Source organism: Photobacterium angustum, from assembly GCF_002954615.1.
Classification (GTDB): domain Bacteria; phylum Pseudomonadota; class Gammaproteobacteria; order Enterobacterales; family Vibrionaceae; genus Photobacterium; species Photobacterium angustum_A.
Genome location: NZ_MSCJ01000001.1, coordinates 918,044 through 934,337 on the forward strand (window position 1 = coordinate 918,044; position 16,294 = coordinate 934,337).

At 37.5% G+C, this 16,294-nt stretch carries 12 protein-coding genes; 2 read left to right on the forward strand and 10 right to left on the reverse strand.

The window, feature by feature from the left end:
- Window positions 1-291: 291 nt before the first annotated feature.
- From BTO08_RS03860 to BTO08_RS03880, 5 genes are all read right to left on the reverse strand, one after another.
- On the reverse strand, window positions 292-1,422 hold the full coding sequence (locus tag BTO08_RS03860; RefSeq protein WP_045084348.1) for an S-(hydroxymethyl)glutathione dehydrogenase/class III alcohol dehydrogenase: 1,131 nt from the start codon (window positions 1,420-1,422) through the stop codon (window positions 292-294).
- A gap of 617 nt (window positions 1,423-2,039) precedes the next feature.
- The gene (gene gfa, locus BTO08_RS03865) at window positions 2,040-2,609 is read right to left on the reverse strand and encodes an S-(hydroxymethyl)glutathione synthase (RefSeq protein WP_105059969.1); all 570 of its coding nucleotides are present in this window, start codon (window positions 2,607-2,609) and stop codon (window positions 2,040-2,042) included.
- Window positions 2,610-3,195: 586 nt separating this feature from the next.
- Entirely contained in the window at window positions 3,196-3,765 is a 570-nt protein-coding gene (gene gfa, locus BTO08_RS03870) for an S-(hydroxymethyl)glutathione synthase (protein WP_105059970.1), read from the reverse strand.
- A 178-nt stretch (window positions 3,766-3,943) separates the two neighbouring features.
- The gene (gfa, locus tag BTO08_RS03875; RefSeq protein WP_105059971.1) at window positions 3,944-4,549 is read right to left on the reverse strand and encodes an S-(hydroxymethyl)glutathione synthase; all 606 of its coding nucleotides are present in this window, start codon (window positions 4,547-4,549) and stop codon (window positions 3,944-3,946) included.
- A 137-nt stretch (window positions 4,550-4,686) separates the two neighbouring features.
- Window positions 4,687-5,913, reverse strand: a complete 1,227-nt coding sequence (locus BTO08_RS03880; protein WP_105059972.1) for an NAD(P)/FAD-dependent oxidoreductase — start codon at window positions 5,911-5,913, stop codon at window positions 4,687-4,689.
- A gap of 458 nt (window positions 5,914-6,371) precedes the next feature.
- Here BTO08_RS03880 and BTO08_RS03885 point away from each other — a divergent pair, with 458 nt between their 5' ends.
- Together BTO08_RS03885 and BTO08_RS03890 are read left to right on the forward strand one after the other, a co-directional pair.
- Window positions 6,372-8,051, forward strand: a complete 1,680-nt coding sequence (locus BTO08_RS03885) for an alkaline phosphatase D family protein (RefSeq protein WP_105059973.1) — start codon at window positions 6,372-6,374, stop codon at window positions 8,049-8,051.
- 234 nt (window positions 8,052-8,285) lie between these two features.
- Window positions 8,286-8,951: a hypothetical protein gene (locus BTO08_RS03890; protein WP_242446230.1), complete on the forward strand. Its 666-nt coding sequence runs from the start codon at window positions 8,286-8,288 to the stop codon at window positions 8,949-8,951.
- A 68-nt stretch (window positions 8,952-9,019) separates the two neighbouring features.
- On the opposite strand, the gene budA is transcribed toward BTO08_RS03890, so the two are convergent.
- The 5 genes from budA to BTO08_RS03915 all read right to left on the reverse strand — a co-directional run bounded on the left by budA (window position 9,020) and on the right by BTO08_RS03915 (window position 16,165).
- Window positions 9,020-9,739, reverse strand: coding sequence for an acetolactate decarboxylase (gene budA, locus BTO08_RS03895; protein ID WP_105059975.1), 720 nt, complete (start codon window positions 9,737-9,739; stop codon window positions 9,020-9,022).
- Window positions 9,740-9,751: 12 nt separating this feature from the next.
- Window positions 9,752-11,416 carry an acetolactate synthase AlsS gene (alsS, locus tag BTO08_RS03900; protein ID WP_105059976.1) on the reverse strand — a complete coding sequence of 555 codons (1,665 nt, stop codon included), beginning with the start codon at window positions 11,414-11,416 and terminating at the stop codon, window positions 9,752-9,754.
- A gap of 241 nt (window positions 11,417-11,657) precedes the next feature.
- Window positions 11,658-12,848, reverse strand: a complete 1,191-nt coding sequence (locus BTO08_RS03905; protein WP_105059977.1) for a NupC/NupG family nucleoside CNT transporter — start codon at window positions 12,846-12,848, stop codon at window positions 11,658-11,660.
- 678 nt (window positions 12,849-13,526) lie between these two features.
- Window positions 13,527-14,993, reverse strand: coding sequence for a lytic transglycosylase F (locus tag BTO08_RS03910; RefSeq protein WP_105059978.1), 1,467 nt, complete (start codon window positions 14,991-14,993; stop codon window positions 13,527-13,529).
- Window positions 14,990-16,165: a vWA domain-containing protein gene (locus BTO08_RS03915; protein ID WP_242446231.1), complete on the reverse strand. Its 1,176-nt coding sequence runs from the start codon at window positions 16,163-16,165 to the stop codon at window positions 14,990-14,992. Before BTO08_RS03915 ends, BTO08_RS03910 begins: the two co-directional genes overlap by 4 nt.
- Between the last annotated feature and the right edge of the window lie 129 nt (window positions 16,166-16,294).

A 16,294-nucleotide genomic window follows, 5' to 3' on the forward strand; every position in this document is an offset into this window, starting at 1 on the left:
TTATACGTTCGTTGAGAAATTAAAAATGGCGCAATAATAAAAATATAATAGTTATAATAAAAAACGCTCTGACACAAAGTGCCAGAGCGTGGCAAATGCCAATTCTCAATTAACGATAAGCTGATGTCTTAAAAAATGACAGTAAGAATAAGTTTAATAATAACTTTCGCTAAATGAGGAAGTGCTATTCCATAGCATGGTATTGAACAAAGTTTGAGATATATGCATCTCACTTGTCTTCGCAACAAGCAGTTGTTGCGAAGACAAGGTATAGCTTAAATAAGAGGCAAATTACTTATCAAAGTGAATGATAGTACGGATGCTCTTACCTTCGTGTAGTAGGTCGAATGCTTCGTTGATTTTGTCTAAGCCCATGTTGAATGAGATAAAGTCATCAAGTTGGAATTCGCCAGCCATGTAACGATCAACGATACCTGGAAGCTCTGAACGGCCTTTAACGCCACCGAATGCAGAACCACGCCATACACGACCTGTTACTAGTTGGAATGGACGAGTTGAGATCTCTTGACCTGCACCAGCAACACCGATGATTACTGATTCGCCCCAACCTTTGTGACAACACTCAAGTGCTGAACGCATTACGTTTACGTTACCGATACACTCGAAAGAGTAATCAACGCCGCCGTCAGTCAATTCAACAATCACTTCTTGAATTGGCTTGTCGAACTTCATTGGGTTGATGCAGTCAGTAGCACCAAGCTTACGTGCTAATTCGAATTTTTCTTCGTTGATATCAACAGCGATGATGCGGCTTGCTTTTGCCATAGTTGCACCAATAATAGCTGCTAGACCGATACCACCAAGACCGAATACAGCAACAGTGCTACCTTCTTCAACCTTAGCTGTATTAAGTACCGCACCCATACCCGTTGTTACGCCACAACCTAGTAGACATACTTCTTCTAGTGGTGCTTCTTTGCTAATTTTAGCTAAAGAAATCTCAGGAAGAACAGTGTACTCAGAGAATGTTGAACAACCCATGTAATGGAAGATAGGTTGACCATCTTTGTAGAAACGAGTTGTGCCGTCTGGCATCAAGCCTTTACCTTGAGTTTCACGTACAGCCTGACAAAGGTTTGTTTTGCCAGATAGACAGTACTTACACTTACCACATTCTGCTGTGTAAAGTGGGATAACGTGGTCACCAACTTGAAGATCAGTAACACCTTCACCAATCATTTCAACAATACCGCCACCTTCGTGACCAAGAATTGCAGGGAAAATACCTTCTGGATCATCGCCTGATAGTGTGAAAGCGTCAGTGTGACATACGCCTGTTGCTACGATGCGAACTAGAACTTCACCTGCACGAGGTAACATTACATCTACTTCTTCAATTGAAAGCGGTTGTTTTGGACCCCATGCAATCGCTGCTTTAGATTTGATAAATTTATCAGTCATCGTTAAATCACTCTGTTAAGCCAACTTGATTGGCGATAATTATTATTAAATTACGACAATTAAACGATATTGCTCATGTCGTCTTGATGGAACCATTATATTTATTTCTTGCTTATTGATAATCCCACGATATGGAAAATGATTATTACCAAGTAGTAATAGTCAAAATTATCATTTCCTTTAAAAGCATAAAATTAACATTAAATATTAGTAAAGAACTATACGCTATTGTAGACTATGTTTTATAGGAATTTTTAATTATTCTATTTTTATTGTTATAAATATCACAAGGAAGTCCTATCTTATTGAATATGTTGTTATTTTTTATAATCGTAGGATTGGGTTCTTTGAATGTGAATGAACGACTTGATTAAGTTGTACGACTAGAAGGTATAAGTGTTTTGTATCGTTATAGGCGCTGTTTATTTTTATAAAGTGTTATGAATTTGTACTCTGGTACTCGATTTAAAAAAAGATAGACATAATTGTTTACGTGTTAGAAACGGTAATAATACAATTTCGTGTGGTTAACTTATTTTGTTTAGTGCAAATAAAAAAGCACATGCAAACCGAATGGTTTACATGTGTCTTAAACGTTATTGGATTTATTTTATCGTTTATACACTTTTATGATTTTGTGCATAAACGTGAGTTGCGATTGCATCCATTAGTGCTGGAGATAGGCAATCGTATGGTTTAAGGCCTAGTTCGTTTAGACGAGCACGGATTGCATCCATATCTTTTGGATCAGTACCAGTTTCGATGATAGAAGAAACAAATGCTGCAAACGCAGGAGCAGACCAACCTTCGTCAGTTGATAGTTCAGTGTGAACGAAGTCTAAACCGTGGAATGGGTGGTTAGTATCTTCGATACGGCCGTACATGTGAACACCACATTCTTTACAAGCGTGACGTTTGATTGCTGCATTTTGGTCAACAACAACGAGCTTGTCTTCATTTGCAGCAACTTCAACGTTGTCACGAGAAATAACAGCGACTTGAGAGAAAACTGCGCCTTCTGGCTTCCAGCATTTAGAACAGCCACAAGCATGGTTATGTGCTGTTTGACCAGAAAGTTTAACTCGAACTGTATTCGTATCACATTTACAGCTTAATACGCCACCAGCAAAATTTTCTTTAGTTGCAACAAAACCATTATCAATTGATGGGTGTAATTTAATAGACATAAAGATGCTCTTATATTATTTATAATTGAATGTAGGGTTAGGGTGTTATTTTATTCGTTAATTAAAGAACAAAATTATTCTAAATTTTTATTAGATTTAAACAATCTGTCTTACAGTAAATGGTTATTGATATTCCCATGATAATAGCGAAATTTAAAAGCGTAATATTAATTTTAAAACGCATGGAATAACTACATGCTAGTGTAGTTTATGTTTCAAAGGAATTCTTAGTTATTTTGTCTTTATTGTTATAATTATTTTTTTAAAACTTATGTAATTGTATTTATGACGATTTGTGATGCGTGGGTGTCGTTTAATTTGAGTATAAATGAACAACGTAATGATTATTAGACGACTAAAAAGTGAAATATTGTATGTGATTAGAGTTTTTTTTATTTTTTATAAGCGTTATGAAGTTGTACTTTAGTATTTGAACTACAGAAGAATAGACATGATTGTTAGCATGTTAGAGGTAGTAATATTGCCGTATTGTGTCGTTAAATTATTTTTTCAGTGCAAATAAAAAAGCACATGTAAACCGAATGGTCTACATGTGCTTCAAACGTTATTGGATTTATTTTATCGCTTATGCACTTTTATGGTTTTGTGCGTAAACGTGAGTTGCGATTGCATCCATTAGTGCTGGAGATAGGCAATCGTATGGCTTAAGGCCTAGTTCGTTTAGACGAGCACGGATTGCATCCATATCTTTTGGATCAGTACCAGTTTCGATGATAGAAGAAACAAATGCTGCAAATTCAGGAGCAGACCAACCTTCGTCAGTTGATAGCTCTGTGTGAACAAAGTCTAAACCGTGGAATGGGTGGTTAGTATCTTCGATACGGCCGTACATGTGAACACCACATTCTTTACAAGCGTGACGTTTGATTGCTGCATTTTGGTCAACAACAACGAGTTTGTCTGCGTTTGCAATAACTTCAACGTTGTCACGAGAAATAACAGCGATTTGAGAGAAAACTGCGCCTTCTGGCTTCCAGCACTTAGAACAACCACAAGCGTGGTTATGTGCTGTTTGACCTGAAAGTTTAACACGTACTGTATTTGTGTCACATTTACAACTTAATACGCCACCAACAAAGTTTTCTTTAGTTGCAATAAAGCCATTATCAATTGATGGGTGTAATTTAATAGACATAAAGATGCTCTTATATTATTTATAATTAAATGTAGAGTTAGAGTGTTATTTTTTATTTTTCTATTCGTTAATTAAATAATAATTAGCGAATGGAAGTATTCTAAAGTTTTATTAGATTTAAACAATCTGTTTTACAGTAAATGATTATTACTGATTAGGAATAATCAATTTTTTATTATTACTTCTTTTGTTGTGCAACATGGGCAGCAATGGCATCCATTAATGCAGGTGATAAGCAATCGTAAGATTCCATACCTAATTCTTCAATACGAGAACGGATTGCACCCATTTCTTTAGGGTCAACGCCTGCTTCAATTAGAGATGATACAAATGCTGCAAAAGTAGGCTCAGACCAGCCTTGCTCTGCTGACAGTTCAGTATGTACAAAATCTAAGCCGTAGAATGGGTGGTTAGTATCTTTAATACGACCATACATATGAACACCACAGTCTTTACACGCAAAACGCTTAATCACAGCTGCGTCATCAACAACTTTTAATTTATCTGCATTTGCTGTTACTGTTACTTTATCTCTTGGAATAACAGCGACTTGTGAAAATAGTGCATCTTTAGGTTTCCAACATTTAGAACAACCACAAATATGGTTATGTGCTGTTTGACCTTCTAAAGATACTGTCACTTTATTTGAACGACAGTGGCATTGTAGTTTACCGCCATTTAAAGTGTTATTTGTTGGTGTAATACCACGATTAACGGCTGGGTGAATGTTAATGATGGTAGGGCGATCATTTCGGTTAAATAGTTTAGCGAATAGTTTTAGCATTATTAGACTTATTAATTTAAGGTGTGACAATACACTATTAATAAAAATAGTAGATGAATATATTTTAAAGTTATTAATTTTTAATAATGGTCAATATATTTCGTATATTGACCATTATTGAGAAGTTTAACTAGCGATTAAATACCGTTAGGTTTAAATACAGCTTTAAGACGTTTTGCAATCATCAAGCGTGAAACAGTAAACATCCCCGTAACAGTACGTTGGTGGAGACGGAAAATTGTATCGTATAGACGACGAATTAGACGTCCTTGAAGAACCATTTTCCCTTCCATTTTTGAGCCAGGTGCAAATGAACCTACTGCAAAATGGTGACCGACAGCAACAACCATACCGCCATCTTTAAATTCGAAGTCAGTTAGTGGTTTACCACGTAGCATACCACCAAGGCTTTTTGCTAAGTGAACTGCCGCACGGTTAGCCGCTTGTGCTTTAGGTGGAACAAAGCTGCCATCAGCCTGAGGGATTGACGCACAATCACCTAAAGAGAAGATGCTGTCATCAACCGTTGTTGTTAAATTAGCATTCACCTGAATTTGGTTCATACGGTTATAACTTAAGCCGCCAATACCGTTTAGCCAATCCGGCGCTTTAACACCTGCAGCCCAGAACTGTACGTCAGCGTTTAATTCACGGTTATCAACTGTTAGCATACCTTTATCAGTGACTTCACGAATACGTGTATCAAGAAGAACATTCACGTTATTACGCTCAAGCTCTTTTTGTACTTTTTCCGACATTTTTTCAGGGCTATTTGGTAATACACGACCTGCAGCTTCAATCAAGTTGATATGCAGTGGCGCACCATTATAGCGTTGAAGTTTCTGGCTAACACGAGCAAGCTCTGCTGCAAGCTCTACACCAGTCGCACCAGCACCAACAATATTTACTGAGCGATCTTCACTTGCACGAAGGATCAGGCTAACTTGATGCCATGCTTGACGCGCTTGACTTGCTGAATCTAGGAATAAGCAATGATCTTTTGCACCAGTGGTATTAAAGTCGTTACTTACCGCACCAATCGCAATAACAAGATAATCGTATTTTAAAGCCGCTTCTGTACCATCAGGACGACGAACAGAAAGCATTTTATTATCACGATCAATATCTGTCATCGCGGCTTGGTAATGTTGATAGCCATGACGTGCACCATGGGTGAAATAACAAACTGTATCTAAGTCGCTATCAAAAGTACCTGCTGCAATTTCATGCAAGCGAGGTTTCCAGAAGTGATGCGTTTCTGGTTCTACAAGAATAATTTCATCTTCTTTACGTACGGTTTTTGCTAATAGAGTTGATAACTCTAAGCCTGCGGCACCGCCACCTACAATAACGATTCGTGACATACGAATTCCTCAAAGGCACCCCGGGCTTCATTCCACAGGGGATGGTTTGACCATCATAAAATTAATGAGCTAATCCGTTGCTACTCTATTATTTTGTGAGCATGCCTATATGGAATGGCGTGCTCTATCATTTACTAGATGAATTTCTTTGATATAAGACAATTAAATTCATCAAAATACAAGTTTTGTGAGCTAAAGCAGGATCTTTTTTTCAAAATCGTACTTTTCTTCGATGGGAGGTATTATATTTATTTCATCTAAGATGATAATAACCATAAACGTCAAATTACTTTTACTGATAGGTAATAATGGAATGCCTTAGGGGTATTTTTTTGTTGCTATCGTGTACGTTTTGAGTGTTTTGTTAATAAAAGTTACATCTTCCTCAAACAAAAACGTCATAAAGACATGCGATATTCCTTCTGGTTTGACCAGTCATTGTATTTAAAGGAATAGATATGTCGTTATCACGTCGAGGATTTGTAAAAGCACTATCATCAGCAGCGATGATTACTTCGCTTACAGGGTGTAATAGTAATGATGAACAACAAGAAAAATCGAAAGTTAAGGTTGGCTTTAATCACGGAGTTGCTAGTGGTGATCCTTTACAACATGCCGTTATTATTTGGACGCGTATTACGACAGACGCACGCTTAATTAACGTTCAATGGCAAGTCGCGACTGATGAACAATTTATGCAGATTGTTGCGTCAGGTGAGGTTACGACTGATAGCGTAAAAGATTTTACAGTAAAGGTAGATGTTAACGATCTACAATCTAATCAACATTATTATTATCGTTTTGAAGCAAATGATACGTTAAGTCCTGTAGGTCAGACTCAGACTTTAGCTGAAGGTGAGCTAGATAAAGCGTCTATTGCTGTCGTGTCATGTTCTAATTTTCCTGCTGGTTACTTTAATGTGTATCGAGAAATAGTTAAACAGCACCAAACTTCACCTATCAATGCAGTCCTGCATTTAGGCGATTATATTTATGAATATGGGGCTGGGCAGTATGCTACTGAAGATGCACAACGTTTAAATCGCATTCCAAGTAAAGAGTCTGAATGCATTACTTTAGATGATTATCGCAAACGTTATGCGCAATACCGTAGTGACAGTGATCTTCAAGCGTTACATGCGGCGTTACCAATGATCGCTATTTGGGATGATCATGAAATAGCCAATGATACATGGCGAGAAGGGGCTGAGAATCATCAACAACAAGAAGGTGATTTTTCTCAACGTCGAGCTGCAGCTGCATTAGCTTGGTTAGAATGGTTACCTGTTAGAGAAAACCCTGTTTCTTCTATGATCACCTATCGAGATTTTAGCTTTGGTGATTTGTTTGACTTATATATGTTAGATACCCGCGTTGTCGCACGAGATGAACCGCTTGATTACTTTTCACTGACAGATACATCGATTGAATCTATCTCTGGGTTAATTCAACAGGCGCGCGCTCCTGAACGCAAGTTGCTCGGCAGTGATCAAAAGCAATGGCTCAGTGAGCGTATGACAACGAATACGGCGAAATGGTCACTGTTAGGACAACAAGTCTTAATGGGTAAGATTGAAATGCCAAGTAGCGTCATGATGGGGCTATTTCAATTATTTCAGGCAACTGATGCAAATAAACCTGCTGCGATGAACGCGGTACAGAATGCCATTAGTGCGTATTTAGCAGATCCAAGTTCAGACCCATATTTACTGCCATATAATTTAGATGCTTGGGACGGGTTTTATATGGAACGTGAATGGCTATACGGTGTGACGACAACGTTAAATAAACAGCTTATTACACTAGCAGGCGATAGCCACAATGCTTGGTGTAGTGAATTAAGTGATCATAAAGGGAAGGGAGTGGGGGTTGAGTTTGCGACAAGCTCGGTGACCTCTCCCGGATTAGAGAAATATTTAGGGTTAGACTTGAAAACTATTGGGCAAATGGAATTTGTCCTACCGCAATTAGTTTCTGAGCTTCAATGGGTTAATTTAAAACAACGCGGTTTCATTCGTTTAGATATTGATCATCAGCAAGTACTTTCAACGTGGCACTTTATTTCGACAGTAAAAGAGAAAGAGTACCAAGTAGAAACCCAGCAGGTGGTGACCCAAAATGGATTAATGGTCAGCTAAACCTATTTATAATTAACAATGAATAACCTGATGAATTGCCGTTTGGTGAATGAGTCAGGTTTTTTCATACATATATCAATATCTGCTCATAAAATATAAGCAATCGATGCTTTTTATGCGGTAGTTAATCTTTTGATTTATATCATTAAATATAGCATTTTAAAGCGTAATATAACGTAGTATGGTGGTGGAATTTTGCTGCTGCTTGTATCTATGTCATTGGAAGGCTTAACGATGTTCAAAAAATCACGGTTTATTTTAAAATCCCTCTTATTGCTTAGTACCGTTGCAGCTACAAATGTGAATGCGACTGAGCTTGAATCTATGATCCCAACGACGTTAACAGGCAAGTTAAATTATGCGACTTTGAATTATTGGTTAGATACGCCAGACGGTCATCGTTATGAACTGCTTATTAATGGAACCAATGAACCATTTATTATGGATAAGGTTGGGGAAAAGATAACTTTGAATGGTGCAATATTGACCTATTCGGATAAAAGCCAATATTTTCAGCCTAAATTTGAACGAGCCCCACAATCTAAGCCATTAATTTTTACCAAGAGCACTGATGGTGATGCCGCTAGTTTATATTTGGATAGTAATAAAATTTATACGTCAGAAGAATACGTGGATTTGGGGATAGAAAAAGAATTCCCAATTGATAATGGCAAAGTGAGTTTAGTATGGTTGTCGACCGGAGGGACGGCATGTCCTGCAATGTTTATGTATGTTGTGGCGAGACAGAACTCATTGCCTTTAATGACTTCTGAGTTTGGTAATTGTAGCGATATCCCAACAATTACGAATAATAAGAAGGAAATTACCGTTTCATTACCTGGCAATCCTGCGCAAACATGGGCATTTGATCAGAGTGACTTTAGGCTGTATGAAAAATAAGAGATAAAAGAAAAGGAGCATTAATAAACGCTCCTTTTTTCTTTAAGGAATACCTAATATTTTAAATTTTATTTCTCAGTTACATGGATCGCAGTTTGTAGATCTTCAGGATGAAGATCTGCGCGATCAAACTCTTGTGATGCGGGCATACGAAGGTGGAAATCTTTAAATATTTCAACTTCAACATTACCTTCTGTGAGAATAAAGTCACTCACATGGCCACCTTGAGTACGATCATCACTAATAAAGTGAAAGTGGAATCCAGGTACATTAATACCAATCATATAATCAGGTATTTTAAAGCCAATCATCACACCTGAAACATGCGTCATTTCAGCAATAGGTTGATGCTTAACAACTTCAACCATAGGTGGATAAGGGCGGTGCTGAGCAGGTACAGTACGTGTTTTCACATACGAGAACTTACCTGTTAAACGAATGGCATTAATCGCGTTGTGAGCGAGTAAACCTTGCTCTAAGCATGTTTCAAATTCTTTTTTACTTAGTTCAATTAAACTCAGTTTTGCTTTTGGCTCAAAGTTAACAACCGAAGCAAATGGCGTGGTGATATCGTGATCAACAAGATGAACATCGCCTGTGCTTGTAAGCTGGTAAACTTCATCACCCATTACGATCATTTCACCGTCAAGATCGTTAAAGGTACCAATACCAAAGTTACCATGATCTAATAACTGACCAATTGTGAAATCACCTTGATATAAACCAGCAATTAATGCACTCATCATTGAGGTTTGGTAGAACGTTTTGTTATGTATTTCAGCACTCATGTGAAGCTCCTATTAATCTTGTTGGCATGGGTGAAGTTGATCAAGTAGGCGACTGTTATCGCTATAATCAACATTGACGTTGACCAATACTGGGCCACTTAAGCTCATAGCTTTTCGCATAACAGGCTCTATATCATCGGCAGTATTGATCGCTAAACCATGTGCGCCGAAGCTTTCTGCGTACTTAACAATGTCAGGCCCCATAAAGCTGACAGCACTTTCTCGACCATACTTTTTAAGCTGTTGGATCTTAACCATGTCATAACTGTGATCTGTCCAAACAAAGTGAACGATATTACATTTATGACGAACGGCCGTGGCTAATTCCATTGATGAGAATAAGAAGCCACCATCACCAGACATGGAAATGACTTTTTCATTAGGGTGAAGTAGGGAAGCTGCAATGGCCCAAGGTAAAGCGACGCCCAATGTTTGTTGACCATTGCTGAACAATAAACGACGAGGTTCAAAGCTGTGGAAGTAACGTGCCATCCAAATATAGATAGAGCCTACATCACAACATACAGTGGTGTCGTCACTAACAAAGCGACGTAAATCATGAACAAAACGAAGTGGGTGAACACCGTTTGAAGAGGTCTTATTTACACCCATTTGCATTATATGTTGTAAATCGTGGCGTAATAATTGGATTTGTTGGTTACTTTCTAATGATTCTCGCTTATCTAATTCAGAAGCAATAGACGTAACAGACACCGCTAAGTCACCCACAACTTCACAAACAGGGTTATAGCTAATTTCTAAATCAGCTTGTTGATAACCAATATGAATAATTGGTGTATTTGCATCTTTATTCCAAAGAATAGGATCGTATTCAATGGGGCTGTAGCCAATGGTAATGATTAAATCTGCACTGTTTAATGCAATATCACCAGGCTGGTTTTTAAATAAGCCTACACGACCTAAAAAGCAGTTGTATAAATCATGAGAAATAACCCCAGCTGCGGCAAATGTATTTACAACTGCAACTGGTGTTTGTTTGAGTAGTTGGCGAATGGCATCAGTAACAAAAGGCTGGCTCGCATCCATACCCAGTAATAAAACCGGATTTTTTGCGGCATTAATGCGATCAGCCGCCTGACGAATAGCTTGTGGGTGAGCACCACCAAACAAAATTGGATTAGGCTGTTGTACTGGCTGGTAAGGAATACGATTAGTTAGAATATCTTGCGGTAAGCTAACGAAGCTTGCACCTTGCGTAGGTTGTTCTGCAATGCGAAAAGCTTTATGTACAACATCAGATACCGAGCTACTATCCATTACTTCTGCTGAAAACTTGGTAATAGGATTAAATAGGGAACGAGTATCCATGGATTGGTGAGTATTGTGAGAATACATAGAAAGCGGTACAGCACCTGCAAGTGCAACCACAGGATCACCTTCACTGTTTGCTGTTGCAACGCCTGTTACAAGGTTTGATGCGCCAGGACCGGAAGTCGCTAAACAAATGCCTGCTTTACCCGTTAAACGCCCTGTTGCTGCTGCCATAAACGCCGCATTTTGTTCATGATGACAAATAATGATTTCTGGTCCGTTATCACAAACAGCATCGAAAACAGCATCTACTTTTGCACCTGGAATACCAAAAATGTGTGGAACGTTATGTGCATTTAAAGTTTCAACAACTAGTTCAGCACCAGAGACGGTTTTATCCGACATATAAGCCTCAAAATCATATTTATTAAGTTAATAGGCTCAGGACATTGTTCGTGAATTCGAATTTTATGTGATGAGTGGCACAATTCTATACATTCATCATACAAATCAAATAACTGAAAATGAAAGTTAAATTCTCAATTTAAAGATTAGGAGGGTGAGGGGAGAACTTAATATGTAAAAAATGCCAGCCTTTATATTATAAAGGACTGGCACTTTAAAAGGGGAATGGCAATAGCAGCGATTAGATCATGATGCCTGCGATTAACGCTGATAGAAAACTAACGAGGGTAGAACCGTAAAGTAGACGTAAACCAAAGCGTGCCACCATATTACCTTTTTCTTCGTTAACCCCTTTAACAGCCCCAGCAATAATACCGATAGAGCTAAAGTTAGCGAATGACACAAGGAAGATAGAAACAATACCTACGGTGTGCGGTGTTAATTCACTTACTTGTTTTTGTAGCGACAGCATTGCTACAAATTCGTTAGCAACAAGCTTGGTTGCCATGATACTACCTGCTTGTAGGGCTTCATGGGCAGGGATACCCATGATCCATGCAAATGGATAGAAAGCGTAGCCAATAACATCTTGGAAGCTAATACCGAATGCAGCATCAAAGCCGGCATTAATCATTGAAATTAGTGCGATAAAACCAATCAGCATTGCCGCTACAATAACCGCGACTTTAAAACCAGTAAGAATATATTCTCCTAACATTTCAAAGAACGTCAGTTTCTCACCACTTTCAGCCGCCATCATCTCATCAATATTCATCTCTGCTTCGTGGTCATATGGGTTAATGATAGAGAGAATAATGAAGGTACTAAACATGTTTAGAAACAAGGCTGCAACCACGTATTTAGGATCGATTAGCTTCATGTAAGAACCGACAATAGACATCGATACGGTTGACATGGCTGTTGCCGCTAACGTGTACATGCGACGCTCAGACATTCTACCGAGAATATCTTTATAGGTGATGAAGTTTTCAGATTGACCGACCATTAAGGCACTAATAGCGTTAAAGGATTCAAGTTTACCCATGCCATTAACTTTTGATAATAAATATCCAAGGCCTTTGATGACATATGGCAAAACTTTGATGTGCTGAAGAATACCAATCAGTGCTGAAATGAATACGATTGGCATTAGAACACTTAAGAAGAAGTTAAAGCCATCATTGTTAGATAGGTTACCAAATACGAAATTTGTCCCTTCTGCGGCAAAGTTCAGTAATCCATTAAATCCATCAGCAAACTCTTTAACGATCCCTGTACCCATTGAGGAGTTAAGCAAGAAGTAGGCTAATCCCATTTCAATAAGCAGTAGCTGAATAATATATCTGTACTTGATGTTTTTACGGTTATTACTTGCAACAAGTGCTAGGGCAGCTATAACGATTAACCCTAAAACGAAATGTAGATAGACCATGTTTGGTTGCTCTCAGTGTGATTCTTGTCGATCAATGTATTTATGTTTAAACATTTCTTTCTTACTAAAAGTGACCAATATCTCACTTTTTTAGTAGCGTAATTTTCTGTCATTATTACGTGCTTAGATCAATGACGATTGCGGCAAACGATTGCTCTTCGAAAGAGCCCTGTAGTTACAGGGGTGTCGTTATACGCTTAAATGAGTCTCTCATCAATATACTAAATTAGTATAACTGTGAGCTGAATCTCACCTGTAATATGATTGAAAAATGCTTTATTCAGAGTTTTTAAAATATAACAGTAGGATAGTCGTTAAAAACTCGTTGATTAAATAGACAGTTGTAGTTTGTGTGTATATCAAATGTTATTTTTAATTGTGTTCATTAAATATGGAAAATAATATTTTAGATAAATAAATTTCAGATTTTTGTAAATATGATTCAATGCTGCGCTTAATATTCATTTATCTTACGAAAGAAAATATTATATTCGTGATAATTTAGTGGAATAGAAACGATGAAAAAATCCTCTAAAAATCGTAAACTATGGTACTTCCATCGACACGATCAGCGCAATGAAACAAGACTGAATAAAAGCCTAAAGTCAAAATAATGCATGGAAGGCTAACTTACGTTGAACGTCTAAGTTAAAGACGGTTCAACGTAAGTAAGAATACTTATTCTAGAATGGTTGGGGCGTTAAACCGGTAGGGTGGTACAAAAGGTCGTATACTTTTCTCTCGGTGTTTTTTTAAACGCATTAATTGCTTATAGACAATATAATAACGATTTATATTCGTAACATAGACAATAGGTTGTTTGCCTATGTGCTTCCTTGTGATAATTTCAACATTATTAAACCATATATCAGGGTTGTAGCCTTTTTCCTTTGCATAACGGCGCATTTTTCTTATATTGCCAGGACCAGCATTATAAGAGGCGAGTGTCATATATATTTTATTATCAAAAGTTAGGCGGTTATCATTTAAGTAATTATTTTGGATATAGCGCATATATTTTATACCCGCATGAACATTATTACTGGAGATATAAATGTTAGGAATATTTATATATCGATCTCTTGCCGTACTTGGTAGAACTTGCATGATGCCAACGGCACCTTTATTTGAAACTTTATGTTGATTAAGCCCTGATTCTTGGAAGCCCTGAGCCATCATCATTAAGTAATCGAAATCATATTCCGTTGAATATTTAAAAAACAGATCAGAAAGTTTCTCCATTTTATCAATATTATTATGACTCAATAGGTTTGTTATCCAACCTTGATTATCTAAATACTTGTTATAAACAACATTCCCTAATAACGTCCCTGACTTTATTTGTTCAATATACCTATTAACCAATTTCATTAATTTAGGATTATCTTTTCTCATCGCCCATGCTATTTCACCGTTTTTTCTTAAAACGAAAGCAGAATTCATACGTAATTTAGGTAAGATTTTGTTCCATATTTTCATCTTATGATCATCTAAAACGGTCATATTCATCAATCCGAGATTAACCATTTCCAGCAACTCATAATCTTGCAGTGTTTCTTCTATAAAGTGGATCTTCATTGGCGCAAGGCGTTGGAGTAATAGACGATTATTGACTTCAAGCAGGCTCTGATAGTAACTCGAACTTTTTCTTACCCAGATTTCTTGATCGCTGAGTTGTTCTATTTTGGTAATTTCAGGTGAATCAATATTATTAATAATAACTTCTGAAATATTGCTAAGTACAGGCTCGCTAAACGCGACTTGCTTTTTGCGTTGCTCTGTAATGGTTAAATTGGCAACGGCAAGATCACCATGTCCAGCAATTAAGAATTTGATGAGTTGATCTCGATGTACAGGGATCACTTGAATATTAAGCTTTGGATAAGTTTTATGAATATCTAATTCAAAGTGATGAAGTAATTCAGCGATGATGCCTTTAGGCAGACCATCTTCAATATAATAAAAACCTAAATCAGCGGAGACTAATACTCTCAACACACGTTTTTTTTCAAGGACACTAAGATCGCCCGTGTAAGTTGGGCCTGTAAGCGGCGACAGTGCTAAGCCTAAAGTAGTGCTGGAAGTAAAGAGTAAAGCCAGATATACCCATAAAGGTAATAACAGCCTTTTTAGTCGGACATTCATAGGAAACTAAAGCCTTTTGATTTAGCTTGATCCTGTATGGTTAAAATAATCGCATTACCCAAGTCATCTTTCGGCTTTGTATTCTCATTTTTTGATTGTTTAATGAAGGTTTTTCTTTTTTGCTCTAACGACGAAATTTGTTGTTGCAGTTGTACTCTTTGCGCAATTTGTTGTTTAAGCTTTTCGGTGATTTGTTGATCATTTAATCCATGGTAATGCTGTTGATCTTTTTTGGCGTACGTTACACCTTGCTCTAAATTTTCTTGAGCGAGCGAAATCAAATCCCAATCTTGAGTTTTATACTGTTTTCCTGCTTTGGCAATACTGCGCTCTGTGCTACTGGATTTAGAAAGGTTTGATGCATTGTTATCTTGAGCAATTTGCTGGCTTTTCTTAGTTGCCCCTTTTGCACCATAACCGATGTAAGTGTCGTTAAGCTTTCGACCTAGTAGGATAATATCGTCGTCGTAAGGGGTCTCAATATGAGGCGCTTTTTTCTTATGATCAATATTTAAATAATGACCATGTCCCAACAGTGCAGCAGATGCCCACTGTAATTTGCGGCCTTTTAAATGGGGGCCGCAATATAAGGTGTTGACGATGATATCTTTACTTGCTGCCAATGGAATAGCATGGCTAATCGGAATATCTCCTTGTTGAAACTCTTCATTACCCGCAATGATGATCAAACGGAGATCGTCTTGATGTTCGCTCCACTGTAATCGGTTTGCTGCTTCTTGAATCACTTGTGGCGCATATTCTTTACTCCCTCCAATTTTTATTGCAAATAGTGCTTCTGAAAATTGGTCAAGATCGGACGTGAGTGGGGAGAGTAGACGTAAATAACCATCATATTTTGATTGATGTTCAACACCATATTCAAACAATGCAACTTGTAATGTAACAGGGTGATCATGTTTATTGGCTGTTGAAATAGCATTGATAATTGACCAAATCTGCTCTCTTGCCTGATTGATTAACCCTCCCATAGAGCCACTAGCATCAAGTAAGATTGCGACTTGAATTGTGGGGCCTGTACGAGTAAAAGGTATTGGCGTGTTTTTATTTTTTGTTTGTTCAGGTTGTAAAACGTCAGGCAATACGAGTGCTGGCGGCTTTTTATCACTGCTACTATAAGTGGGAATAGAGACCACCAAAAGAAAACTGAGCATTAATAGTCGTATCAGCATAATATCTCGCATATCAATATATTAAGTGCTAAATGTCAGCGTACACTAAAAACTAATTCTCTAAGTATGGCTGGTAAGTGCTATTTGTGCTGTGTTTGAGGCAATATTTGT

Excerpts from the sequence above, each read along its gene's own strand:
- budA (WP_105059975.1), bottom strand. The coding sequence starts at position 9,739 with ATGAGTGCTGAAATACATAACAAAACGTTCTACCAAACCTCAATGATG.
- gfa (WP_105059969.1), bottom strand. The coding sequence starts at position 2,609 with ATGTCTATTAAATTACACCCATCAATTGATAATGGTTTTGTTGCAACT.
- BTO08_RS03860 (WP_045084348.1), bottom strand. The coding sequence starts at position 1,422 with ATGACTGATAAATTTATCAAATCTAAAGCAGCGATTGCATGGGGTCCA.
- BTO08_RS03905 (WP_105059977.1), bottom strand. The coding sequence starts at position 12,848 with ATGGTCTATCTACATTTCGTTTTAGGGTTAATCGTTATAGCTGCCCTA.
- BTO08_RS03885 (WP_105059973.1), top strand. The coding sequence starts at position 6,372 with ATGTCGTTATCACGTCGAGGATTTGTAAAAGCACTATCATCAGCAGCG.
- gfa (WP_105059970.1), bottom strand. The coding sequence starts at position 3,765 with ATGTCTATTAAATTACACCCATCAATTGATAATGGCTTTATTGCAACT.
- alsS (WP_105059976.1), bottom strand. The coding sequence starts at position 11,416 with ATGTCGGATAAAACCGTCTCTGGTGCTGAACTAGTTGTTGAAACTTTA.
- BTO08_RS03890 (WP_242446230.1), top strand. The coding sequence starts at position 8,286 with ATGTTCAAAAAATCACGGTTTATTTTAAAATCCCTCTTATTGCTTAGT.
- BTO08_RS03915 (WP_242446231.1), bottom strand. The coding sequence starts at position 16,165 with ATGCTCAGTTTTCTTTTGGTGGTCTCTATTCCCACTTATAGTAGCAGT.
- BTO08_RS03880 (WP_105059972.1), bottom strand. The coding sequence starts at position 5,913 with ATGTCACGAATCGTTATTGTAGGTGGCGGTGCCGCAGGCTTAGAGTTA.
- gfa (WP_105059971.1), bottom strand. The coding sequence starts at position 4,549 with ATGCTAAAACTATTCGCTAAACTATTTAACCGAAATGATCGCCCTACC.
- BTO08_RS03910 (WP_105059978.1), bottom strand. The coding sequence starts at position 14,993 with ATGAATGTCCGACTAAAAAGGCTGTTATTACCTTTATGGGTATATCTG.